The sequence below is a fragment of the Rhizobium sp. 01N447_2 genome (assembly GCF_056399245.1).
Genome location: NZ_JBFTQY010000091.1, coordinates 1 through 23,295, shown reverse-complemented (window position 1 = coordinate 23,295; position 23,295 = coordinate 1). Strand labels below are relative to the sequence as shown.

Here is a 23,295-nt window from a genome sequence, read left to right as displayed (position 1 = left end):
CAGTCGGGCGTCACATGATCAAACGCAATGGGGGCCGGATCATCAACATCAGCTCACAGGCCGGCACCGTGGCACTGCGCGGCGAGGCAATCTATTGCATGAGCAAGGCGGCAATCAATCACCTCACGCGCTGCCTTGCAGCCGAATGGGCACCCTATAATGTCACTGTAAACACCGTATCGCCGACGTTCATCCACACGGATGGTACAGCACCTTTTCTATCCGATGCCGACAATCGCAAAGCGACGATCGGTCACATTCCACTCGGCCGGATCGGTGAAACCGACGATGTGGTGGGTGCCGTGGTCTTCCTAGCATCGCCGGCTGCGAGCCTGATCACCGGCGCGAACCTGCTGGTGGACGGTGGATGGTCCGTCGCTTAAGGCCGAGGCTGCTGGACAGCAGCGCAAGATCATCCGCCGCTTTCGGCCCGAAGCGGACGAGCGGGCGCCTCGAGATCGGCAAGGATCGACTGATAGGCAATGATCGCCAGCTTATGGCTTCCGTGGTGTAGCGGCCGTCGGCCTCGACCGAGCGTTGTCAGCCAAACCGTTCCGCCAGGAAATCTATCACCGTCCGCAACATCGCTGTCGGCCGCCGGTTCGGCGCATAGACGAGGGACATCGGTACAGGCTTGTAGGACCATTCCGGCAGCACCTGCTCAAGCCGTCCTTCGGCGATATCGGCGGCGAGCAGCAGTTCCGGCTGAAGCGCAATTCCCGCGCCGCTGAGCGCTGCCATACGCAGCGCCGCCCCCTGGTTGGTCGAGAATTTTCCGGAAATCAACACATCACGCATTTCGCCCCCCGGCCCGACCAGGTGCCAGTGATCCTGCGTGCGCCAATAGGAGTGGCCGAGGCAGAGATGGTTCGTCAGATCCTCCGGCGAGGCCGGCCGGCCATGGCGGGCAAGATAGTCCGGCGAGGCAGCGAGAATCCGCCGGTAGGGCGTGAGCGGGCGGGCGACGAGGCTGCTGTCCGAGAGCGGACCGATGTGGATACCTAGCTCGAACCTCTCGCCGACGAGGTCATGGACATTGTTGTCGAGCGATAGCTCGACGCTGACGTCGGGATAGGCGTTCTGGTAATCGATCAGCGCCGGCACCAGGACCTGCGTCCCGAAGCTGACGGGTGCCACCAACCGAAGGCTGCCGCGCGGCGCCGATTGCAGCTCGCTCGCCGAAGCCTCGGCCAGCGCCACTTCGGAAAGGGCGCGCTTGCAGCGCTCGTAATAGAGCTGGCCAACCTCTGTCAGCTGATGGCGTCGCGTGGTGCGATGGATCAGCTTCGCCCCGAGCCGGGTCTCAATCGTCTTGATGTGCTTGGCAACCATGGCAGGCGACACTTGCGCGATCTCCGCGGCCGCCGCGAAACTGCCGTTGTCGATGACCCTGACGAACATCGCCATGCCGGCCAGCTTGTCCACAATTGCCTACCTGTTGGTTTCGAATGACGATACCAACAGCTTATTTATCAACCAGGGAATTTACAACATGGTCGTCACGCCCGCGCCAAGACGACGGACATCACCAACCTGACCAAGGAGAAACCATGCCCATTCTTCACCTGCAGATGCATCCCGGCCGCACCGACGACCAGAAACGCGCCTTCGCCCGCGAGGCCACCAAGGCCGCCGTCGAAACCCTGGCGTGCCCGCCGGAATCGCTGGAAATCCTGATAACGGAGATCGCCAAGGACTCCTGGGCGGTCGGTGGCAAGCTGAAATCCGAAGCCTGAGAGACGACCCGCTGCGCCGAAGGCTCGAGCTGCGGGCCGCCGCCGCCATGGTAAGGACAGGGAGCCGGCCTTCGGCTCCCGTGCTGAAAGTGAAGGGCGGCCGGTTGATTTTACTGGCCGCCGCAACAACACCGCACGCAAGCCTTTGGGCAGCCGACTTCATCGGGGAATTTGCCTTTTGGTGCATCTGAGCCGTGGCAGAGTTCGGCCCTAAGCGAATTTTTTCGTCGTCGAAGGATAAGGCTGCTTTGCGCCCTCATATCAGTCGTAGAGCCCAGCCAAGCGGCGGCTTGAAAGCGGACAACGCATTGGACTGGCGAGGCGGCATGGTTGCGTCAAAAGCGGATTTTACGTTGAACGTGATTGCATCTCCGATGCCTGCGCCTGCTTTTTGGCCTGTGTCCAGCGTGTCACTCGTTCGCAAGCAATGTCTTTCCAGATGCAAATTGGCGATCATAGAAAATCCGAATCGACAGAACGACGCCGGCGATCAGGACAACAACCCCGGCGACTTCGATCGGCGTTGGCCAGCGCGCTTGCACGACAAGTCCGCCGATCACGCCGAAGGCAGTCTCTGAGACGATCAATTGCGCGGCCAAGGCAACCGGCAGGCTGCGTGAGGCAATATTCCAGGCCCAGACGCCGCCCACGGTGGCCAGTAGCGCGAGAGTTGTGCCCCAGACATAGAGGTTGCCGGCAGTGCTCCAGCCGAAACCCAATGTAGGAAGCCGGAAGAGGTCCATCGCGGCACCGATGGGATAGAAGGCCAGCATCAAGACGCCGCCGCCAACCAGTATCAGCGCCGACCACACGCCGGAGGGCATGTCCGGCCGTGCGGCGAGTGCTGCCTGATTGGAAAGCGCGAACCAGACCCAAAGGCCCACGGCAGCAAGCGCCAGCGGCACGCCAATCCACAATGATTGCACCGAGTCCAGTCCTTCGGCCGTGAATGCCGTGCCATTGACGAGAACAAGGCCGACCAGCACCAGTGCCAGAGGCACCATGAGGGATCGCCATGGCAATGATGCCTGACCCTGATTGCCAATGACCATCAATACGATTGGTACCAGCCCGAGAAAGGCCGGAGCGATGACTGGGCCGGCAAAGAGGGCCGCTCCCGTCACTGTCAGGAAGTAGCCGACATAGCCGACGAAGGCGAGCCAGATGGCTTGCAGGCAGTTTCGAAGCGTGAGTTGGCGCATGACACCCTTCTCGGAAAACAGAATGTAAAGCCCGGCGAGTGCCGAGACGACGTGACGGATGAGGGCAAAATCAAAGGTGGAATAGTCACCGATGATGAAGGGCACGACGAAGTTGAGCGAAAAGGCAAAGGCCGCAAAGAGAGCGGCCGACACGCCAACATAGAAAAGTCTGTCCATAATGTTCACCCTTTTGAAGTTGCGTCACCGAGCCCTGGGTCTCCGTGACACCGAGTGTGCCGTTTGGCGATCAAGCGAAATGCTTGATCGAATGGGGGGAAAAATTACCGGCTACGCGCTCTGGTCGGTAGCCGGCGAAAATGAGAACCAGCCTCTCGATACGCATCACCCGGATCGTGAAACGGTGCTGCATCGCGGGAGCCGGCACGCGGCTCCCTTGCCGACCGGGGCGGGCGACTGGTTGACTTTAATGGCTGCAACTTCAACGCCCCCAAGCATGTCGGCAGCCGCTTCGCCGGGAATTTGCCTTTTGGTGCATCTGAGCGATCGCTGAGTTCGGCCCTTTGCGGACATGTCGGATCAGGTCGGTATCTATCTGGGCACTGAAGACATGAGTTCGGAAATCGTACGCCTGGCGCGACGTGTGCCAGCATTCAACCCGCGTTGACCTTCAAAAATATCCTAGATGTAGTCGGCACTAGCTACGGCAGACGAAACACGATTCAGTTGCAACTCCCACAACCAGCGCATTTTTTCCACTGTTTCGGGTTTCGAACACCATTCAAGTGGGACATGCAAACATTGACGCACAGCAATCTTCCAGTCGGATAGAGCTTGTTCCCACTGATAGGTGGCATCCCCCACCTCTCTATGCCAGCATCGGACGATCTCTGCCTCATGTGCGGTCCTGATGTCCTCAGGCCACCACAACACCAGAAAGTAGGCGAGATCGTGTATGGCTACAGCATACGTCAACGACCAATCAAACGGCTGGCGATCAATGAAGTAGACAGGACTATCATTGCCCTTTGGCGTCAGAATGTTCATCGAATTCAGGTCGCCATGAAGTAGGCTCATTCCACGCGGGTTCGTCAAACGATCGCGCACCCGCATTTCGATTTCGGAGGCTTCTCCGAAGAGGTCGTGCCCAGAGATGCTCTTCAGAGCGGCAATGCCGGGGCGAAATTCTTGAAAGTACCGGTCGACAGCCCTTTGTGCGGGGACTGACTGGGACTCCCAGTGATACTTATGCAAGCGACCCAGTGCTTTCGCCACTGCAAGCCCATATGGGCGGCTTGGCTGCACATCTCTACGATTGGTGTGGGTTTTTGCCAAATCATCTAACAACAAATGATAGCCGACCTGAGTTTCAAATTCAGCATTCCAACATTTCACAAGAGGCGCATTAGTCATCGAGATATAATCGCGGGTATAATAGTTGACCTCCGAAGCGCCGAATGACGGACCTGCGCATATTTTGACCCGAAGTGAAGCCGTGCTTCCGTCGCGAAAATTCACCGTCAACGGAACTTGGCTCGACCAACTGCTGCTCTCGATGCTCATTTTCAACGAGGAAACATCCTTTTGAAGCACCTCGCTCAGCCATTGAGGCGTGATGCCATCGGCGTTCAAAATCACTTTATTCATTAATACAGATCCAATATCGCACTACTGGGAGGCTACAGGGACGAGACAATGACCGCAATTGGCGCGTTCCTGCCAAAGCGCTGGTCCGCAGTGGGCGCTAAGCGGATTGGCTCACGGCCATGGTGCACTTCTGTCGAGAAGATACCTGCTGGTGCGTGCTATGACCTGAAAGTTTTTAAGACGCGGCGCTATCGCAGACACAATTAAAAGCGACGAGCAAATGAACGCGCAACAAAAGCGAGCAGGGAAAACTCGCTATCACGTCGATGTTGTTTCGTGTGGCTGCCCCGACGAGAATTGCGGCGCGTTTCATGTTCTTCGGACGGAGCGCCCCTTCCCACAATCGCCGAAGCCGAGGGTACGCTGGTTGCGCACCAACGGACCCGAAAAACTCGCGACGATCGACGGAAACACTACAGCCGCCGGAAAGGCAGGACAACCTTCGGCGCATCGCGGACGGCGGCTTCAGCGTAAATGGTCATGCTTCTGTTTCGGTTGCAATGACGGTGAACACTGGTTTTGCTGGGGTCACGACGTCCATGCATGTGTTGCCGGTAATGAAGCGATAATGGCAAGTCGGACCGACTTGGATGCTAACCACCGTTTTCCAAGTTTCAGATTGAGACGTGTAGAACGTCGCTCCTTCAACGCGGTATGCGAAATGCTCGCTAATTAATCCCTCGGCAGGGTCATCCTCGTGCTCTGTGCTCAGCGGAAACTCATCCACAATTCGCACAATACAGGGGCCATCAAACGTAATCCTCAACAGATGCTCGGGATCATCGACGTAGAAACTTGCTTCGACGCGTTGGCCAGTCCGCCAGCTAAAGGAACGTAGGTCGCTTGCACTAGCATGGATGGAAATGCCAACGTCTAGCGGAATGTACTTCATGAAAATGCTGCTCGTATCGAGTGCCGTCGCAGTGACATAGCCACGCAAAGTGATGACCGCAATTGGTGCAAACGTCACGACGAAAGGCGAGTAGCCCCTCTATCTTTGCGCGCTTGATGGCAGGTCCGGTCGTCGCTCCCCAACTCCCTGCCGGACGAGCGATAGAGCAGCGATGCCTGCCTCATCGGCTGCACGCAGAAGCGCTTCCCGAAATTGTTCCGGGGCAATCTTCCCGCTCAATGCGTCGACGCAGGCTTTGACGGCAGCCACATATTCCTCGCCGTCATCGCAAGGCCAGTCGTTGATCAGGAGACGCGCCGCGTCGCCCAGCGTCCATACGATCTTGCGAGACGCCGGGCCTCGCAAAGCAAACCCAACCGGCGTGAATGCTGATGATGTATTCCAGCACATTGTCCTCGACCCCTCAAGGCACGGATACCGCAGTTCCCACGTTCAATATACGCGCGTAATTTGTAATTTGGAATTGAAAAGTGTTGAGGTGTGCGGCTTGAACGCGAGCTGCCGGATGAAGAAGAAAGAGCGCCCTGGAACCTTATGTCGGAGCACCCTGCGCTCCGTCGAAATGTCGCACCGATGGACGCATTTCGGGTTCGCAGCGACTACCCGCCCCGTTATCAGCGGCGCACGCTTCCCTATTCGGTGCCACGTTTCGCGCTCACCGCAATTCGGCGGTGACGCGGAAGATGCCGCCGGCGGAGGCGTCCGAGCAGACGACGAAGGTCGAGCCCTCTTGCGCCATGAAGGCGACATTGCCGCCGGCCTCGCAGGGAGTGGCGCTCCATTGCAGGATGATATCGCCATTGTCGGGCAGTTTCTCCGGTGTGATCTTCGCCGCACTTGCCATCCATTCCGTCGCCGACGGCAGGTGGACCGGCGCGTTCAACCGCTTCGACAGCCAGGCCGTATAGTTCTGCGCCACGGCAAGCGGCACGTCGTCGGCAGGCTGCTGCGGATTGTCGGCATAGGCCTTTGCTGCGGCGGGATCGGCATTGGCGGTGTAATATTCCGCCATCTCCGCACGGGTGACGGCCTTCGTCTGCATGCAGAAGGACTTGTCGATCTTCACGGCGTCATTGGCAACGCCAAGCATGCCGCCGAGCTCCTTCATCGAGGAGGTCATCAGCCGGACGTTCTCCAACGAATAACTGCCGGCCGGGACGGTCTCGAAGGCAAGCGTCTGCGAAACCGGGCAGAAGCCGCGCGCCGACAACGCCTCGAGATCGGCAAGGATCGGCTGGTAGGCAACGATCGCCAGCTTATAGGCCTCCGCGCTGTAGCGGCCGTCGGCTTCGCCGATCTTCGGGGCGAGGGCTGCAAGCGTCGGCTCCGCAGCACCTGCGCGTGTCGCGATCGAGGCGCTGAGATCGGTGACTTTCTGCTTCAGCGCCGTCGCCTCGTCCTTCGCCGCCATGACGTCGGCGATGACGGCGTCGAACAGTTTGGCGGCGTCGCCATAGCCAGACGTCGCGGCCGGCATCTGCCATTGCTCGGCCTTGGCGTTGGCATCCGTCATCAGCCCGCTCGCCTTTTTGACGTCGGGGCTATCACCGGCGCCGATGCGATCGACTGTTTCGCGTTTTGCCGTCGCGTCCTTTTCGGCTGCAGCCAGTGCGGTGAGCGCCTTGGCGAGATCGTCAAACGTCGTTTTCGATGCGTCGTAGGCATCGACCGCAGCATGCATCTGCTTTGATGTGGCGGCGTCGGCGGCAGTCTTCATCTTGGCGTCGGCCTCGGCAAAGCCTGGCGCCTTGTCGCCGCCTGCGGCAGACGCGGCAGCCTTCGCCTTCTCGGCATTCTCTTTCGAGATGCCGATCAGCGCATTGCCGAGATTGATGGCGGCCGTCTGGAAACCCGGAAGCGCCTTTTCGTAATCTTCGTCCTTGAGCAGTGCATCGGCAGACGTCAGCGCCGCGGCACCCGTATCATAAGCAAGCTTTGCCTGGTCACCGGAAGGGCGCTCCGGCGCCTTGGCGGCGATCGCCTTCTGCTTGCGGCTTTCGGCCTCCTTCTTCCAGGTGCCGACATCGGCGACAAGCTTCGGATCCGGGCGAAGAAGTTTCGGAATGGTGACGACACCGACGCCGATGCAGATCAGGAGCAGTGCGCCGATCATGGAGAGCTTGGCAAGCGTCCACTTTTTCGGTTTCGGCGCCTCCTGCTGCTGTTGCATGCCGCCGCGCGGATCCCACGACATCGGCTGGATGCCCGTGGTCACCCGGGCGAATTCGCCCAGCGCATCGGCGCCCATGCGCGGTCGCTGGGCCGGGTCGCGGCTCAGCATCCTTTCCACAAGGCTTGCAAGGCCCTCGGGAAAACCGGGGATCAGCACGTCCAGGCGGGGAAAGACGTTGGAAGGGTCGAGATGGATGTTCTTCCAGCTCTGCTCGCGCTGGTGCTCGTCTTCCCAGACCATGACGCTGTCGAAGACGCTGGCATAAGTCTGCCGCGGCAGGAAGAGCTTGTAGGCGATCATGCCCATGGCATAGATGTCGAGCGCCGATGAGGCGGAGAAAGTGCCGCTGGCATAGATTTCCGGCGCCCCGAATTCCGGCACATAGGGCGGGATGATGTGCTCGCCGATCTTCGAGATTAGGTGCAGGTTGCCGATCCGGACCGACAGGCCGGAATAGTCCTCGGAGACATAGATGCACTGGTCCGTCAGCGCGTTGTGGGCATAACCCGCGCCATGCAGCGTCGCCAGCCCCTCGAGGATGTGGCGGCCGATCTCGACGGCGCGCTCGTAAGCCACCATTTCCGTTTCGTCGAGATATTGGTGCAGCGTTTTCGATGGCCGCTTCTCGACGATATAAAAATTGTCGTCTTCCGGCGATGGCGGAATGAGGTCTTCGATTTCGACGAAGCGTCGCGCGGTGAGAGATTTGGCCTCGTTGATGGAGGTCCAGACCCGCTCGAAACGAGCCTTGTCCAGTTTCAGCGCCACATCGGGCGTGACGATGAAGACCGCATGGTCCATCCGCTTGTCCTGAGCGGGATAGACGATGAACTCGTTTTCATAGATCGGCTCGCCGATCGTGTAGCGGGCGATCAGATCACTTCTCATGCACGTGTCCCCCTGCATTCATTACATTCATGAAACCGAATTCTATTCGCCTGCCAGTAATGGATCACCGATAAGGCCTGCGGCCAGCAGCAGGCCGCTTCTCGTATCGCGAAGCGCAAAGGCAAAACGGGCATCGGCGACCACGCGAACAAGCTTCGGATCGATGCTGCGTTCCGTGATAACAGCTGTGGATGCCGCCGCCTCCGTCCCGTTTTCGTCAACCTTGATCATCGTCTTCTGCAGGACGCGCGACAAGCGGATGTTTTCCTTGGTAAAACCCGGGAACCCCGCATCCTTGGCCTTCTCGGGCGCCACTCCCATCGCATTGAGTACCGGCATCAAATCACGCCCGTCGTTCAGGGAAAAGCGGGGCAGGAAGATTTCGCCCTTGGCAGCTTCGAATTTCTCGCCCTGAAGCCAGGAGGCAAGCGCCTTCAGGTCCGCGCCACCCACACCCTTGCCGGATCGCTCCGCCACCACGACCATGCTGTAGCCCTCGCCGGCATAGGCGAGATCGACGGCCGAGAATTTCTCGTCGGAGCGGAACCTCTGTCCGTCGCCGGCAAGATGCATCATCGGCACCGAAATCGTCGAGCCATCCGGCCGCTGAAAGGGGCTTGCCGGGCTCTCCTTCTCGAAGGAGGTCTTCCAGCGCGCCTTGAAGGAAAGCGCGCCGAGGCTGACGAAGCCGCCGCCGGGCGGTGCGTCGAGGATTGACGGAATGGCGCCCCTCGTGGCGTCCTTGACCCAGCCGTTGATGTGCTCGACCGATTTCGGTCCGTCGAGATCCTCGATCGAAGGCTTGATGCGGTGGCCGGCGAGCATGGAGAGCGCATCGGGAACGAGCACCAGCTTGTCGTCGAAGACGATCGCGACCGCCGTCGCCAAAGGCGCATCCGCCGCTGCCGGCTTTTCCGGGGACATCGCCTCGAGCGCCGTCTCCGGTCCCTTCACCGCGCCGCCGAAGCCGAGGCCCTTGGCGATCGACGCTTTGCCCTCTTCAGAAGCGCCGAGGCTTGCGAGACCGAGTGCTGCGGCAAGGCTTGCCGGCGACACCATGATATTGGCAGCACCCTCCTTTGCCAGGCTGCGGTCGATGAGTTCGGCGGCAAGCCCGGCTTGTGCGGCAAGCATCGCCTTGCTGTCGCCGGGGTTGCCGGCATGGGCGGCCGGGGCAAGCGTTATCAGGGAAGCGGCAAGACCCGCCAGCAGAGTGGATTTCGGCATGGTTCGCTCCTGTTCAGCGGACGCGATAGAATTTGGAATCGAACGACCATTTGCCTTGGGCGCCGGTCTCGTCGTCGCCGACGATCCTGAGGCTTCGGGCGAGATCGTAGACATAGTTGAAGGCGGCGCGCTGGCCGACGAGCGGCGTCGGCACATCGGGCAGATCGAGCACTTCGATCGGCTTGTCGCTGAGGATGGCAACGACCATGCCGACGCCTGCCGGTCCCTCCACCACATATTCGAAGCCGGTATAGGGATTGCGTGCGTCGGGCACCACGACCGGCCGGGCCGGATCGAGCCGGTTATCGCCGCTTTTGGCGGTCGGTTTCAGGCCCATGGAGCGCTTGTTCGGGTAAAGCTGCGTCAGCTTGCCGGAGGCGTCGATATCGACCAGGATCAGGTAACCTGACTTCTTGGTGGAGACGCGCATCGCCACCTTGTCGCCGATGCTGACCGCGGTGCCGGGCAGCACGTCGACGGCAACGCCGGCCTCGTTGTCGCTCTTCAGCGTGTTTTCGACGGCGGCGACCGGCGTCTTCGCCTCCTCGCCGGTGATGACATCCCGGCCGAGCGCATCCGGCCGGCCGTAAAATTGCGGCACCGGCGTGAAGCGACAATCCTCAGCATGCGTCCGGCAATATTCGTCGGATTTGCGCCGGACATAATCGAGAAGCGCGGCATTGCTGACATTCGGCTTGTCGGCGGCGCGTGCCACGCCATCCTGCACGCCTTCGATGAAGCGGCGGGTGAAGACGCCGACCGGCGGATTGGCCTCGCGATCGACAAGGGCCCACTGCCCTGCGTTGACGGCCGACCAGACCATGGCGCTTTCGCCGCCGAAGGAGAATTTCGCTTCCTTGCCTGACTTGTTCGGCGGTTCGAGCGCTGCCAGCGCCGGGCCGAGGCACCGCACCGTGCCGGAGGGCGCTGCCACCGCGCTGCGGCTGCCGGGCCCGACATGGCAGGCATCGATCAGCAGTGTGACGCGGCGATCCTTGAGGCTGTTCAGCCGTGCGGCGATCTCGGTTTCGCGGATCTGGTTGGTGACGGTCACCTTGCCGGCCTCGCGCACCAGCTTGGCATCGACGGCCACCAGTGTCGGGCTGGTCGTTTCCTCGGCGCCCATTTCTTCCGAACCCTGGCCGCTGAAATAGAGGAAGACGCGGCTTCCGGGCGTCGACTGGCGCACCAGCCAGTCGTCGACCTCGGCAAGGATCGCTTCGCGGGTCGCCTTGCGGTTGGTCAGCGTGTGGATCTGCTCCGGGCGGTAGGCGAGCGTCTTGGCGAGGAAGACCTGCATGGCTTTCACATCGGTGGCGGAACCGGTCAGTTTGGCCTCGCGCATCTCGTAGTCGTCGATGCCGATCAACAGCGCGCGGTCGCCAGGCGAGCTTTCGATCACCGGCGTCTGGACGACCTGCGGCTGCGCGGCGGGCTCGTCAGCGACGGGCTTGTCAGCCGGCGGAGTATCGCCAGTGGGCGTGTCGGCAGCAGGTGTTTCGGTCGTGCCGGCAGGCGCGGTATCGCCGGCGGGTGGGGTGGTGATGGCGAGATTGGCCTCTTCCTGCCCGGACTGCCTCTGCTTCGTCCCGCCACCGCTCGTGGTGGAGGCGACCTGATCGTCGGCAGCAGGCCCTTCAACATTCGGCACGTCGCCGTCGGTCTTTGCGGCGATCCAGTCGCGGAAGGCGGCAACACGGGTATAGACACCGTAATGTTCGGCCTCGGCGCAGCCGGCACCCCAGCTGACGATGCCGAGTTGGATCCAGCGCTTGTCGGGACGCTGGGCGACGAGCGGTCCGCCGCTGTCGCCTTGGCAGGCATCCTTGCCGCCCTCGGCGTAGCCTGCGCAGACATTGCGCTCGTCGATCGGGTTCATCCGCATCGAGCTGTCGCGATAGGCGGCGCGGCAGTCCTCGCGCGGGACGATCGGCAGCTCGACTTCCTGCAACTCGGTCGGCAGGTATTTGTCGTCCCAGCCGTGATCGGCCTTGGTGTAACCCCAGCCGGTAACGACGGCCGGGTGGCCGGCGGCCTCCACTTCGTCATCCGAGGCCGAGGCAAGGATCGCCGGCTTCGATTTGGCGGGTTCGCTCAGCTTAATGAGGGCGATGTCGTTGGCGAAGACCTTGCGGTCGAAATCTTCATGGATGATTACGTCTTCGACGGCAAGGCCCGGCTTCTCGGGCCCGTCGACGGAGATCACCTTGTCGATCTTCGACTTGCCCTCGACGATCAGCAGATCGCGGGCGAAGAGATCCTGCTTGCCGGAGCGGCCGCTGGTGACGCAATGGGCGGCCGTCAATATCCAGCGCGGTGCGATCAGCGAGCCGCCGCAATGGCCGCCGAAGCGGCCTCGCTGTTCGGGATCAGGCGCCAGGATCTTCACCTGCCAGGGCCATTCGCCCTTCTTGGCCGCCTGGCCGCCGATGACACGCCCGCCATCCTCGCCGGCAAAATCGGTGTCCTGCTGCGCCAGCACCGGGGCAGCCAGAAGCAGCATGACGGACGCAATATTGAGGACCCTGCTGATCGACGTGCTCATAGCTTGGCTCCGGCGGAGGTATAGAGGACCGTAAATCCGACACGTGCGCCCTCGGGAAGGAATTCGCCGAGGCGCTTGGCGATATTGCCGGCGGTGCGGCGCCTGTCGTTCTGCTTCAGGAATTCCACAAGTTCGGGCATCGGGGTTTCAGAGGTGACGGCGACGAGCAGGTCCGTGCCGAAAGGTGCGACGACGGAAAGATCGAGATCGAAGGTCTGAGACATCGCAGCATCGACCTCCCTCTCGTTGGGATAGAGGAACTGTACGGTTCCATCGCCGGTGACGTCGAAGAGCACCAGCTTGCGGCCTGATAGATCCGAAACCGTGACGCCGACCCGCTCGCCTTCGCGATGGACGGCGTCGGAAGGCGTCACGCGCACGGTTTGCGGGTTTGTCTCGGACAGCCGCTTGAGGGTATCGAGCGCGGCCATCCGGTCGACGACGAAAGGCATGTCGCCGGCGCCGATGGCGGATGCGACGACATCGCCGCCGGCGATCGCCTCGCGTTTTTCGGGATCGAAGACGAGTTCGGCATCAGCACCCTCCGTCAGCTTGAACGGCGTGACGGCAGGATCGATCCCCTGCAGCACCGGCTCGGAGCCGAGGGCGGCAACGCTGATCGGCGCGGGCTCGGCAGGCAGCGGAGCGTTTGATTTCTCCGTCGCCGCCTGCGCTCCCGCCCCTTCGTAATTATAGACAACGGCGCGATCGAGATCCGTTCCCGGCGGACTTTCGGTAAAGATGTTCTGCCGCTGGTCGGTGAACTGGTAGACCGCCTGGCGCACATATTCGAAGAGCTCGCGGCGGCTGACGGCGCCGTCGCCGTTGCGATCGGCTGCCCCCTCGAAAGCGCGGGCGGTGGCATAGCTCAGCGCGCCGCGTTTTTGCGGAATTCCGGGAATTGATATCTCGGGCGACTTGGTGTTCTCGTCGACGGCGGCAAGAAAGGTCAGCCGCTTGAAATCGAAGCCGGTGGACAGTGCATCCGCCGTCGTCGAGATCGGCGCGAGGTCGTCCTCCTCGATCGTATAGGACGGCGCCTGGCGCCAGGTGATCTCGGCGCCGCGCGGATCGACGTCGCGGGTCATGCCGCCGGCATGGCAGGTATCGGCGATGAAGACGACATCGGCGCCCTTGGTCTCCAGATTGCGGATCAGCGCCTTGAACTCGTCACCGAAGATGCGTTCCCGTGATCCGGGCAGCCGGGTGTCGAAACCGGCAAGCACATAGACCTCGTCGCGGCCGCTCGGTTTCGAGCCCTTGACGCGCTCCGGCTCGCTCGACCCGTGACCGGCGATGCCGAGCACGACGAGGTCGCCAGGCCCCGCCCGTTCCGTGACGGCCTCGATCGCATGGAAGATGCCCTCGCGGTCGGCCGCACCATTCTTCAAGAGCGTCATGTCCTCGACGCCGACCGAGCGCAGCGAAAGGGAAAGGTCCTCGGCATCGGCGACAGCGCCATGCAGCGGCGGAACGTTGCGGTAGAGGTCGATGCCGATCAGCACCGCCCTGACCGCGCCGCGCTCCGGCGCTTCGATCACCCTTGCCAGGCTATCGGTGGCCGCCATGGTGAGGAGGGCAAGTGCTGCGGCCAAGCAAACGGATGCGGACATGGCCAACCTCCCCTCGCCCCAGCTATTCGCGGCGCCATTCGACGCGGCGGTTCAGCGCATCGACGTCGTCTTCGGTGAGGTTTGCGGTTGCCGTCACGTCCACCGGCTCGGATGCGCCGCGGCCCTCGGCGTCGATTGTCGCGTCGATGCCGTTGCTTTTCAGGAAATCGGCGACGGCCTGGGCGCGGCGTTCGGAAAGCTTCTGATTGTAGTCGTCACCGCCGCGCCGGTCGGTATGGCCGATGAGGATGACGCGTCCGGGCTTCTGCTCCTTCAGCGCCTCCAGCAGTTCCTCAGCGGCTTCGGTGCCGATCGAGGTGAAGCTCGACTTGTTGAAATCGAAGGTGATCGGAACCGGAATGGAGACCGGCACGATGCCGCGCACATTCTCGGAATAGATGCCGCCGAGCACGCCGCTGCGGTGATCCTTCTCGGCCGGCACGAAGCTGCCTTCGGGATGGTCGCTGGTCGGGTTGGCGGCAAGGATGCGGGCCTGGGCGGCGCGCTGGATGAGATCGGAGATCGTCTCGGCCGGCGGCGCCTTCGGCGTGCGGGTCTCGTTCTTGATGATCTCGATCGCCTGCTGGTAGTCGGCAGCGGCATCGGCGAAGCGGCGGGCGGAGAAATAGATCTCGCCGAGCGTGGCGGAGGCCTGCCAGAGCACCTGCGGGCTATCGGCGGCGATAAGCAGCGGCTCGTAATCGGCGACCGGCTGGTTGGCGGCCATCATCTCCTGGGCGGCGGAAAGCCTGAGGGCTGCGACGCGGCGCTGGGCATTCACCTGGAACTGCCCGCAATCGGCGCTGACGGCGATCGTGTCGGCTTCAGCGGCGGCAGCCGTGATATCCTTGGCGGCAACGGCCGTGTTCAGCTTGTCGAGAAGAGCGGTGCAAACCGGCGTATCGGCATTTGCCACCTCGATCTCTTCGCCGGCACCGGCGGCTTCGCCAGGTTCGGCCGAACGGCCGAGGTTCAGCTGCGGCATCTTGATGCTGAAACCGCCGGGCAGCTTGAATTGCGGCATCTTGATCTGCGGCATCGGCAGTTTGGGCATCTTCGTCTGGGACGTCTGGGTCGGCTGCTTATACTGCGTGGTCGGCTGTTTATATTGGGTCGGCTTGGTGGATGAGGTGGTGTCGGCTGGACCGATCAGTTGCAGTTCGTCGGCGGCAAGCTCCTGGCCGGGCGCCAGATTGGTGACGATCTTGTATTTCTTCGGCGGCTGTTGTGTTGCCTGCTCGACAGGCTTCGGCGCGACCTTTTTCGGCTTTTCCACCACCGTTTCCGGCTTCTTCACCGGCTTTGGCTTCGGCGTGACCGCAGGCTTGGTCGATTCGACCGGCTGTTTTGCCGCCTGCTCGACCGGTGCCGGTTTTGCCGTGGGAGCGGCTGCGACGGGCGGGGCTGCGGGCAAGCTGTCGACCGTCGTCAGCGTCAGCGTCTTGCTGCTGATCTTGGTGCCGGCGCTGCGGGCCTCTTCGAGACTGCGGGAGACGGCTTCCATGCCGCCGTCGATCGAGCGGAACATGCCGGCGCCGCTGCCGCCGAGATCCGCGAAGATCGTCAGCGGCTTGGAGGAATAGAAGACCTTGATCTGCTCCTGGCCGACCGGGCCAGAAACCTGCAGCCTGGCCCCGCTTGCCGGATCCGGCACCTGCACGCGCTTGCCGGCGCCAACGAGCGCGTCGGTCTGATATTTGTTCGGGAAAAGCTTCACCACAGAACCGTTCGGCGAGACGTTCAGCACCGTGACATAGCTGTTCTCGGTCGATTGGATGAAGAGGCCGACAACTTCGCCGATGGCGTATTTGGCTTCAGCGCGATCGAAGGTGATGCTGACAGGCCCGGTCTGCGCGGGCGCTTCGGTCAATGTGCGTTCGTTCTGCGCCTCGACGGCGGGAACCACCGAAAAGAACGAAAGAAAGGTGGCTGCGGCTAGGATGGCTTTGCGGTTCGGCATTGGAAAACCCCCTCTTCGAACAATCTCACACTGTGTTGAAGATGAGAATAGCACTGACCGGCGAAATTGGGATGGCTTTGCCTGTCTTGCTTGAGGGAGGGTTACAAATTATTTGGAGCCTGCAAGAAGCCGCCAAGGCAAAGACGTGATCAAGACTCACGCTCGGCAATATCCGGCGCCTTTTATAGTCCGTTCGACTGCAAGGTCGCGGTTAGTTCTTGGGTTTCTGCCCGGCTGATTTCAAAATCGAGATCAGGTCGCTCATTCCCTCGGGCGAGGAATTGTAGAGCCAGAGAATATCCGGATTGTCGACCGTGAATTCCTTGCCGGGGCCTGAACCCATGTCGCGGCCGGGCGAGGTCGCGTCGGGCAGCTTGTCCTCGCCGGGTGCCAGCCCCTTGGCGGTTTCGTGTTTGGCGATGATCGCAGTCGCCGCAGCAAAGGCCTTTTCGTCATGTTGGCGCAGCGCTGCCAGCGACGGGTTTCGCGCCGCAAGCGCGTCCTCAGCCGGGCCGGAATAGGCAAGCCGGGGTATCTGCAGCGCCAGCAGAAGGCCGATCGACAAGGTTAGGAGCCAGGATTTCGTCATCGTCGTCAAATCCGTTATCAACCTGATGCGCCGCAATAGGGCATGCAGCACGACAATAGGGAGAGGCCGGAAGGATGGCAACGGCGCTCAGTGCCAATCGATTGGGAGGGTTGAAATCGACTGGCCAAGGCGCTTTCGCCCTTTTTTTATGCATGTCGTTAACCCGGAACCGCTGCACACTTCCGGGCGACATGCATTAGAGGATCTTCAATTGCTGCAGGCTAAGGCGCAGGTCGCGCAGCATCTCGCCGAAGATCTCCTCGATCATTCCCGTCGACCAGACGACCATGGTGCCGTAGGGCGAGCGCTTGCGCTGCATGAAGCCCGCCGTCTCGAAATCGATCAGCGTCTTGCGGCAGGTCTCGCTCGACATCACGGCGACCAGGAAACGGGCGAGATTGGACTGGTCGATCGCGCCGGCTTTCTCCGCCCAGTTCTGGATCAGCCGCGGCTTGGTGTCGGCGGTGAACATCGAGGCGAGCGCCCGATCCTGCGAGAGCCCCAGGCGCTGCAGCTTGGCCGGATCGCGGGTGAGCGAAACCACATAGTCATTGTGCAGGTCGGCGAAGCGTTCGATATCCTCGGCGGTGCTGATGCCGAAGACCTTCATCGAATAGAGGAACTCGGCCATCAGATAGGTCGGCTCCGAGCGCAGCTGCGCCAGATGCTTGTCGTCCTTGCTGGCCGAGGCCGCGCAGACGCGATCGGAGAAGTTGATCCTTGCCGCGCGAACCTGCTCCAGCAAGCTTATATCGAGCGCCAGTTCGTCACCGTTCCATTCCAGCATAAGCATTCCCTGCCGACAAATCTTCGAGACGATGTTCTTGTACTATCGCCGGTGCAGATCTCCAAATCGTTTGGAAAGCAACGGCTTGCTGAGAAGTCATATCTAGCCTACCATTTTTGAAAGGCATGACGGTCCTTGGGGGTCGAGGCAATGCGTAGTTTTGGGTCGCATATTTTGTTTGCCGCGACACTTGCGGTCGCCTCGCCGGTTTTCGCCAAAGACACGACGATCATAGAGCTTCGCGGCGGCGACGGCGCTCGTTCGGTGGGCATCATTTCTTCCAACGAGGAAGTCGAGGCATCCGGGCCGGCGGCGATCACCGTCGGTGACGACGGCACCATTTACATCCTCGACCAGAACAACGGCCGCGTGCTCGCCATCGACGCCGAACGCTCGCAGGCAGAGCCTGAGATCCTGCCGCTGCCGGAAAATGCCGCGCCGGAGGATCTCGCCGTCGTCCACAACGAACTCTACCTCTGGTCGGACGGTGTCATGCCGCTCGAGCGCTCCACCGATGCCGACGGCCGGTCGCAGACGCTGCGCGCCGTCGACGGCGGCGATGCCGACGACTACACCCGCTCGGTCTTCGCCTCGATGGGCTCGGTATCGCCCGGTCCGCTGAACAGCATCATCGACGAGATCGGCCGCAGCACCAGCCGGCCCGAGGCCCGCCCGCCGGTCATTCAGTATGTGCCGAGCCGCGGGCTCGGCGATATCGTCGCCGAGGTCTCGGCTGCTGCAAACGACAAGGCGGAAATCCTGCTGCGGCGCAGCAGCTCGGAGGAGAATTTCCTCTCGCTGCAGCTCGCCTCGGAAGGCCGCATCGGCACCGTCGAGCTTCTCGACATCGACACGACAGGCAGGCCCTATGCGCTGGTCGAACTCGTGCCTGCCGACCGGCCCGAGCGCACCGGCATGCTGGTGGTGCGCTTCACGCCGAATGGGGCGATGGACCGGGTCTACGATCTGCCGATCGAACCGGGAACGGTGTTCTCCAGGCGCTTCGTGGCAATCGGCCCGCGCGGCGACGTGCTCTATCTGCGCTCGCAGGAAAGCAGGGCGCAGGTGCTGCGGCTCGACGGCCGGGAGCCCGGCCGCAAGCTCGCCGCCGCCCTGCCCGCGAAACAGTTGAATGCCGGTAAGCCCGGCAAGACGCCGAAAGTGGCGATCGTGCCGAAATCGCGCAGCGACGTCATCGAGCGGGCCATCGGCTTCGAGACGCTGAACTGGCTGGTGACGCCGGCTGCTTACGGCAGGGATCCGGGTCCGGGCTGCGTCAACATGAATCGGCTGCGCCGTCCGATCTATCTGATCGGTAAGCGCGGCCAGACGGTCAAGGGTGTTCCCTATTGCTGGGGCTGCAAGACGCCGCTCGAGAATTTCATCGGCGGCGTCGAAAAGGGCCAGACCGCCGGCAATGTCTGCACCAAGAGCGCGCCGCAATCCAACGTCCTCGGCGTCGACTGCTCCGGTTTTGTCAGCGACGCCTGGGGCCTGAAGATGCATGTCTCGACGCGCGCCATCCCCGGGATCACCAAGCGGCTCTCCGACCCCTGGTCGATGCGGCCGGGCGACGCGCTGAACAAGCCGGGATCACATGTGCTGTTGTTCATGCGCTTCACCGACGACCGCAAGGTGGAAGTGATGGAGGCCTCGCCGAATGCCTGCAAGGGCCGCGTCTGCCGCAATACCTATTCGCTCGGCAGCCTGTTGATGCGCGGCTACCAGCCGGTGCGCTTCAAGGGCCTCGACGGCTGAACGCTCGGAGCCTCACGCCGCCGGCCCACTGCATAATTCCTTAAATCGGGATCGATTTTAGGAATTATGCAGCAATTCAAAGTGTTACAGCGTGTTTTTCGCGTCTTTTCAGAGGCGCGGCGCTGTCGACGCCAACCGCCGCTTCGCCATTGCCAAAAGCCCGTGTGCCGCGACGCTCTCGGCATAGTCCCGATAGGCGGGATCCCGGCTCAGCATGCGTTCTTCGGCGCGGGCGCGCATGACGTAGATAAGACTGACGATCGCCAGCATCCCTGCCCGGGCAAGCCCTTCCGCAAGGCCACTGGCGATGAAGCTCGGAGCCGCAAACAGCCACCAGGCGATGTTCTTCGAGACATAGGCCGGATGTTTGATGAAGCGATAGGGGCCTGATGTGATGATGCCGCGATGGGTAAGGTTGGAAAATCGCGGCCCGAAGGCGACAGTCGCCCAGACATAGATCACGGTGCAAAACAGCGTCGCGATGCTCCAGAGGATGAAGACTGCCGAACCTTCCTGGATCACGGTCTCCCAACCCGGCCCCTCGCCATAAGGCACGAAGGCGTGCGAGATCGCAGGGAAGAACGGCTCATAGCAGATGAGGCAGACAAGCCAGCCGAGTGCTGTCGTCTCCGTTGCTCTGACATGCCATCCGAAAAGCTTGAAGGTGGCGATATAACCGCCGGCGGCAAGCACGGTGTCGAGAAGAAAGGCAAGCCGCAACAGGCCTTCGAACCAGGCAGCCGAGAGCGGAGGAAATGCCCAGGCCGGTTTGTCGGCGAGATCGGAAAGCGCCGCCATGCCGCCTGAAAACATCAGCACGAGAAAGAAGCATTTGATTGTGAGCAGGCGCAATGCGAACAGCGCGTCCTCCTCGCGAAAATCCTGCATCAGCACCGCACGCCCGACCTGATTGAGATAATCGTCGGGCTCTTCGGCGACCAGATCGGTGACCACAACGTAGAGAATGGTGGCGCCGGCAAGCGCGATGAAGATCGGGATGGTCGTGTGGCCGGCCTCGATTATCCATTGGACTGCCGACGACTGTGTGAAAAACGGAAAGACCGAGCAGGCGATGACGACCACCCCAAAAAGCGCGGCGAGACCGACAAGTTTGGTTCCGATGCGCCGCCAGAAGATGGCGGGAGCCTCGTCTCGTCTCGCTCTCGATGCCCATCGCCAACGAGCAGCGAGCGTGCCATCGACGACGATCCACGCCAGGAGAAGGCAGAACACCGCAAACGCCATTGCCTTGCCGGGCTCAAGCTGCAGATAGGTCGGCAGCGCAATGCCGACGAGAACGCCGACAAGGGTTGCAGCCTGACTGACGAGAGGGCTCCCGGTCACGGTATCCCTGTCCTGCGATATCGGCACGCGCTCGGCTTTCTCGATCACATTGCCAGCTGGACGGAGCCCCGAGAGCGTATCCGTGTCGCCTGCGCTGCAAGCGCCAACGCTGCTTCATCCGTCAGCGGAGACACATCTTCCGGCAGCGAGACCATCGCAATATCGAGCTTGTCGTAATCGACCATGTAGTAACCCGATTCGGTTTCGATAACTGCCTCGGGCCTGATCGCCAGCAGATCCTGCGCCATCGTGCCGACGAACATCGGGCCGCCCCAGATGTAGCGGAAGGCATAGACCGGTATGCCCTGAGCCGAGGTGCCGAGCCGACGAATATCGGTCTTCAAGCGGCGATCGGACCAGCCCCCGCTGGAGCTCGAGGAACTGCTCGAACCAGAAGAACCGCTAGAGCCAGAGCCACCGCCCATGCCGCCGCCAGAGTTGGAATTCCCACCGGAACTGTTCTCAGAGCGGGCGAAAGCCGGTTGATTGCTCTTTGCCGCCACTTTTTTGACGGTGGGCGTGGGTTTCCTGGCAGGCGTGGCCGGCTCTTCAGTGGCGAACAGTGTTCTGGCGCCTGGGTCGAAGATGCAGCTCTGCAGGATTGCGCCTGAGCCTGCGATGAATGTCGAGCACAAGAGAATACGGATGATGAGCTTGCTGTTCATGTAGGGCGCCCCCAGACCGCCGTTTTAGAAGAGATCGTACCTCGGATTTCGCTTTACCCATGTCGCCTTGGCAAGTTGAACGAGCCTGTCGTCGAGCGACTTGGTCTTCGGAAGCGCCTTTTGCTCCTGAGTGGTCAACTCGGCAACGAAGGTTTTTTCCGCCTTCTTCTTTGCAGCACTAGGCAAGGTCTTGAGTGCCGCCTTTGCCTGGTTCTTCGGGTCGCCGCTGCCCGGCATGTTGATGGCGGTCGCCAGCGCGAAATAACGCGCCGCCGTTGCAAGGCTGTCAGCGTCCGCACCCTCTTCCTTCGCCAGCATGGCGCGGTCGAGCGCACCCCAATAGTCGCCGCGTTCCGCGCCCATCTCCAGCCACTTCACCGCTTCGGCTTTGTCCGCGGCAACGCCGACGCCGTCGCGGTACATGCGTCCGAGATTGGTTGGGGCATAGGGCTGACCGCCCTCTGCCGCCCGGGTGAAAAGGTCGAGCGCTTTCGGGAGATCCTCCGGAGCGCCTTTTCCGAAACGGTAGACGAGTGCAAGATTGTTCAGCGAATAGATGTCGTTGCGCTGGACGCCGGCTTCGTAGAAGCGGATAGCGCGCTCCGGGTCGGCCGGAACGTTGATGCCGTTCAGGAAGATATAACCGAGCTCGTTCATTGCATAAGTATGACCGAGATCGGCCGCCTGCAGCATCAGGCGTAACCCCAGTTGCTGGTCGCCCTTGGTGCCGCGACCGTAGTAGAGGGCCTTGCCGTAGCTGTGCAGGGCAAAGGGATCACCCTTGGCCGCACCACCCTTGGCGATCTCGCTTGCCTTGGCGGCGTCGCGTGGGACAGAGGCGCCGAACTCGTAAAGGCTCGACAGTTCATAGATCGCCCGGACATGCCCGGCATCCATCGCCTTCTTGATCGTCGCAAAAGCTGTTTTCGCGTCACGGTTGGCAAGCTGGGCTCGGCCGAGCTGATAAACAAAGCGCTCGACCTCGGGATAGGCCTTTATTGCCTCCGTGCAGGCGGGCAGTGCAACATTCGGGTCGATCTCGTTCGGCAGTTTGCCCGATGTCACGCCCTGCAGGTCGAGGGGGGCTGCGGCTGATGTGTCGCAGGCGTCGAGCACCGGTTTGAAGGTGACGGTCGCCGGCGGCAGGTCGTCATTGGCGGCTTGCAGCGTCAGGGCGTAAGGCTGGTTTTCCGTGCCGATCTGCGGCTCGTAGGAAAGGGCCGGAATATCGGCTGCTTCGAGCACGTGACCGAGCCCGATCACCCGGTCTCCGGCGCGCAACGTGCCCTTGTCGGGCAGCGCCGCGACCTTGAAGGTCATCTCCGCAACCGATGCCGGCACGACCGGCAGGCTGGCTTCAACAGGGCCGACGCCGATCGTCGTGCTCACGTCGCGCGGCAGTGTTTTCAGATAGGCGTCGGCATCGGCGAGCCGCACCTGCTTTTCCTGTTCGAGCTGGGCGAGCTTGGCGCCGGCATCCGCCGAGACGGTGATCGCGACGACGCCCTGCGTCGCCTGGCCATAGGGGTCGCTGACGGTATAGCCGATCAGACCGACGGTTCCGGCGGCAACACCTGATGAATCATAGGTCAGCGCCGTCAGTGCCGCGGCAGGCATCTTCGCGCCCTGCTCGACCGGCTTGCCGTCGAAGCTGAGCTTGCCCGTCTTTGGAAGCTGGTTGAGAGTGACGACCAGCGCCGAGCCGGTCTCGTCATGCGGTGGGGCGATCGACAATTTGGTCGTGGCCGCACCCTCCGGCACGCTTACCTGCTGCATCGATTCGACACTTGGCGGCGGCGGCGCCGGAATGAAATAGAAACTGTCCATCAGTGAGGAATTTTCCCAAGGGACCTGCTTGCCGCCGGTCATGGCGATCACATCACGGCGCACGTCGGTCAGCACCTGGCGGATTTCCTTGTTGGGTTCGCTCGCCCGCTTGATGAAGGATTCGGAATAGGGGCTCAGCGCCCCGGTGCCATCGAGCGCCACTTGACCCGGTTCTGTGGAAAAGGCGATCAGGCTGCCGAGGTCGCTATCGATACGCGCAAGTCCGCGTGTGGCGCCGACCGGTTCCAGCTTTTCCGCCATCCAGAACTTCTGGGCGTTGAAGGGATTGTTGCGGCAGGCGTCGAGGAAGATCAGTTGCACCCGCGAATTCTGCTTGAGATGGTTTAGAATGAGGTCGAGCGGCATGGTCTGCGTCTCGACGTCATAGGGCGTCTCCAGTGTCGCATCGACCGGTACAAGGAAATTCTGACCGCCCACCTGGATGCCGTGGCCCGAATAATAG

Annotated in this window: 18 protein-coding genes; 3 read left to right on the top strand and 15 right to left on the bottom strand. The window is 61.8% G+C overall.

What is annotated here, in order from left to right; genetic code table 11:
• The coding region (locus tag AC1ECN_RS34365) for an SDR family NAD(P)-dependent oxidoreductase (protein ID WP_477955501.1) at positions 1-383 on the top strand (383 nt) is incomplete at its 5' end.
• A gap of 157 nt (positions 384-540) precedes the next feature.
• Here the strand turns inward: AC1ECN_RS34365 and AC1ECN_RS34360 are convergent.
• Positions 541-1,425 (bottom strand): LysR family transcriptional regulator, encoded by an 885-nt coding sequence (locus AC1ECN_RS34360; RefSeq protein ID WP_130673919.1) that lies wholly within the window; start codon positions 1,423-1,425, stop codon positions 541-543.
• A 125-nt stretch (positions 1,426-1,550) separates the two neighbouring features.
• On the opposite strand from AC1ECN_RS34360, the gene AC1ECN_RS34355 reads away from it, so the two are divergent.
• On the top strand, positions 1,551-1,736 hold the full coding sequence (locus tag AC1ECN_RS34355; protein WP_003553363.1) for a 4-oxalocrotonate tautomerase: 186 nt from the start codon (positions 1,551-1,553) through the stop codon (positions 1,734-1,736).
• A gap of 410 nt (positions 1,737-2,146) precedes the next feature.
• Here AC1ECN_RS34355 and AC1ECN_RS34350 read toward each other — a convergent pair whose 3' ends face one another.
• From AC1ECN_RS34350 to AC1ECN_RS34300, 11 genes are all read right to left on the bottom strand, one after another.
• The gene (locus AC1ECN_RS34350) at positions 2,147-3,115 is read right to left on the bottom strand and encodes a DMT family transporter (protein WP_130673918.1); all 969 of its coding nucleotides are present in this window, start codon (positions 3,113-3,115) and stop codon (positions 2,147-2,149) included.
• 462 nt (positions 3,116-3,577) lie between these two features.
• Complete coding sequence (locus AC1ECN_RS34345) at positions 3,578-4,543, bottom strand: phosphotransferase (RefSeq protein ID WP_477955499.1); 966 nt, start codon at positions 4,541-4,543, stop codon at positions 3,578-3,580.
• Positions 4,544-5,021: 478 nt separating this feature from the next.
• Positions 5,022-5,435 (bottom strand): hypothetical protein, encoded by a 414-nt coding sequence (locus AC1ECN_RS34340; RefSeq protein WP_245484754.1) that lies wholly within the window; start codon positions 5,433-5,435, stop codon positions 5,022-5,024.
• Between the two features lie 99 nt (positions 5,436-5,534).
• Entirely contained in the window at positions 5,535-5,846 is a 312-nt protein-coding gene (locus tag AC1ECN_RS34335) for a DUF982 domain-containing protein (RefSeq protein WP_011655309.1), read from the bottom strand.
• Between the two features lie 265 nt (positions 5,847-6,111).
• Positions 6,112-8,517 (bottom strand): protein kinase domain-containing protein, encoded by a 2,406-nt coding sequence (locus AC1ECN_RS34330; RefSeq protein WP_130673915.1) that lies wholly within the window; start codon positions 8,515-8,517, stop codon positions 6,112-6,114.
• Between the two features lie 42 nt (positions 8,518-8,559).
• Positions 8,560-9,744, bottom strand: a complete 1,185-nt coding sequence (locus AC1ECN_RS34325) for a serpin family protein (RefSeq protein ID WP_130673914.1) — start codon at positions 9,742-9,744, stop codon at positions 8,560-8,562.
• A 13-nt stretch (positions 9,745-9,757) separates the two neighbouring features.
• Positions 9,758-12,289 (bottom strand): trypsin-like serine protease, encoded by a 2,532-nt coding sequence (locus AC1ECN_RS34320; protein ID WP_130673913.1) that lies wholly within the window; start codon positions 12,287-12,289, stop codon positions 9,758-9,760.
• Entirely contained in the window at positions 12,286-13,902 is a 1,617-nt protein-coding gene (locus AC1ECN_RS34315) for a caspase family protein (protein WP_130673912.1), read from the bottom strand. Before AC1ECN_RS34315 ends, AC1ECN_RS34320 begins: the two co-directional genes overlap by 4 nt.
• A gap of 22 nt (positions 13,903-13,924) precedes the next feature.
• Positions 13,925-15,862: a DUF4384 domain-containing protein gene (locus AC1ECN_RS34310; RefSeq protein WP_130673911.1), complete on the bottom strand. Its 1,938-nt coding sequence runs from the start codon at positions 15,860-15,862 to the stop codon at positions 13,925-13,927.
• 211 nt (positions 15,863-16,073) lie between these two features.
• The gene (locus AC1ECN_RS34305; protein WP_130673910.1) at positions 16,074-16,451 is read right to left on the bottom strand and encodes a hypothetical protein; all 378 of its coding nucleotides are present in this window, start codon (positions 16,449-16,451) and stop codon (positions 16,074-16,076) included.
• A 196-nt stretch (positions 16,452-16,647) separates the two neighbouring features.
• Positions 16,648-17,238 carry a hypothetical protein gene (locus AC1ECN_RS34300; protein ID WP_018071626.1) on the bottom strand — a complete coding sequence of 197 codons (591 nt, stop codon included), beginning with the start codon at positions 17,236-17,238 and terminating at the stop codon, positions 16,648-16,650.
• Positions 17,239-17,388: 150 nt separating this feature from the next.
• Here AC1ECN_RS34300 and AC1ECN_RS34295 point away from each other — a divergent pair, with 150 nt between their 5' ends.
• Positions 17,389-18,996, top strand: coding sequence for an NHL repeat-containing protein (locus AC1ECN_RS34295; RefSeq protein ID WP_130673909.1), 1,608 nt, complete (start codon positions 17,389-17,391; stop codon positions 18,994-18,996).
• A 108-nt stretch (positions 18,997-19,104) separates the two neighbouring features.
• On the opposite strand, the gene AC1ECN_RS34290 is transcribed toward AC1ECN_RS34295, so the two are convergent.
• The 3 genes from AC1ECN_RS34290 to AC1ECN_RS34280 all read right to left on the bottom strand — a co-directional run.
• Positions 19,105-20,367, bottom strand: coding sequence for a methyltransferase family protein (locus AC1ECN_RS34290; protein WP_130673908.1), 1,263 nt, complete (start codon positions 20,365-20,367; stop codon positions 19,105-19,107).
• A gap of 17 nt (positions 20,368-20,384) precedes the next feature.
• Positions 20,385-21,005 carry a tail fiber domain-containing protein gene (locus tag AC1ECN_RS34285; RefSeq protein ID WP_197726614.1) on the bottom strand — a complete coding sequence of 207 codons (621 nt, stop codon included), beginning with the start codon at positions 21,003-21,005 and terminating at the stop codon, positions 20,385-20,387.
• 24 nt (positions 21,006-21,029) lie between these two features.
• Positions 21,030-23,295, bottom strand: a 2,266-nt coding sequence (locus AC1ECN_RS34280; protein ID WP_477955494.1) for a caspase family protein, incomplete at its 5' end; no start/stop codon positions are given.

Bases quoted from the DNA above. Each gene is read 5' to 3' on its own strand.
- AC1ECN_RS34355 (WP_003553363.1), top strand. From the start codon at position 1,551: ATGCCCATTCTTCACCTGCAGATGCATCCCGGCCGCACCGACGACCAG.
- AC1ECN_RS34350 (WP_130673918.1), bottom strand. From the start codon at position 3,115: ATGGACAGACTTTTCTATGTTGGCGTGTCGGCCGCTCTCTTTGCGGCC.
- AC1ECN_RS34345 (WP_477955499.1), bottom strand. From the start codon at position 4,543: ATGAATAAAGTGATTTTGAACGCCGATGGCATCACGCCTCAATGGCTG.
- AC1ECN_RS34340 (WP_245484754.1), bottom strand. From the start codon at position 5,435: ATGAAGTACATTCCGCTAGACGTTGGCATTTCCATCCATGCTAGTGCA.
- AC1ECN_RS34335 (WP_011655309.1), bottom strand. From the start codon at position 5,846: ATGTGCTGGAATACATCATCAGCATTCACGCCGGTTGGGTTTGCTTTG.
- AC1ECN_RS34330 (WP_130673915.1), bottom strand. From the start codon at position 8,517: ATGAGAAGTGATCTGATCGCCCGCTACACGATCGGCGAGCCGATCTAT.
- AC1ECN_RS34325 (WP_130673914.1), bottom strand. From the start codon at position 9,744: ATGCCGAAATCCACTCTGCTGGCGGGTCTTGCCGCTTCCCTGATAACG.
- AC1ECN_RS34320 (WP_130673913.1), bottom strand. From the start codon at position 12,289: ATGAGCACGTCGATCAGCAGGGTCCTCAATATTGCGTCCGTCATGCTG.
- AC1ECN_RS34315 (WP_130673912.1), bottom strand. From the start codon at position 13,902: ATGTCCGCATCCGTTTGCTTGGCCGCAGCACTTGCCCTCCTCACCATG.
- AC1ECN_RS34310 (WP_130673911.1), bottom strand. From the start codon at position 15,862: ATGCCGAACCGCAAAGCCATCCTAGCCGCAGCCACCTTTCTTTCGTTC.
- AC1ECN_RS34305 (WP_130673910.1), bottom strand. From the start codon at position 16,451: ATGACGAAATCCTGGCTCCTAACCTTGTCGATCGGCCTTCTGCTGGCG.
- AC1ECN_RS34300 (WP_018071626.1), bottom strand. From the start codon at position 17,238: ATGCTGGAATGGAACGGTGACGAACTGGCGCTCGATATAAGCTTGCTG.
- AC1ECN_RS34295 (WP_130673909.1), top strand. From the start codon at position 17,389: ATGCGTAGTTTTGGGTCGCATATTTTGTTTGCCGCGACACTTGCGGTC.
- AC1ECN_RS34285 (WP_197726614.1), bottom strand. From the start codon at position 21,005: ATGAACAGCAAGCTCATCATCCGTATTCTCTTGTGCTCGACATTCATC.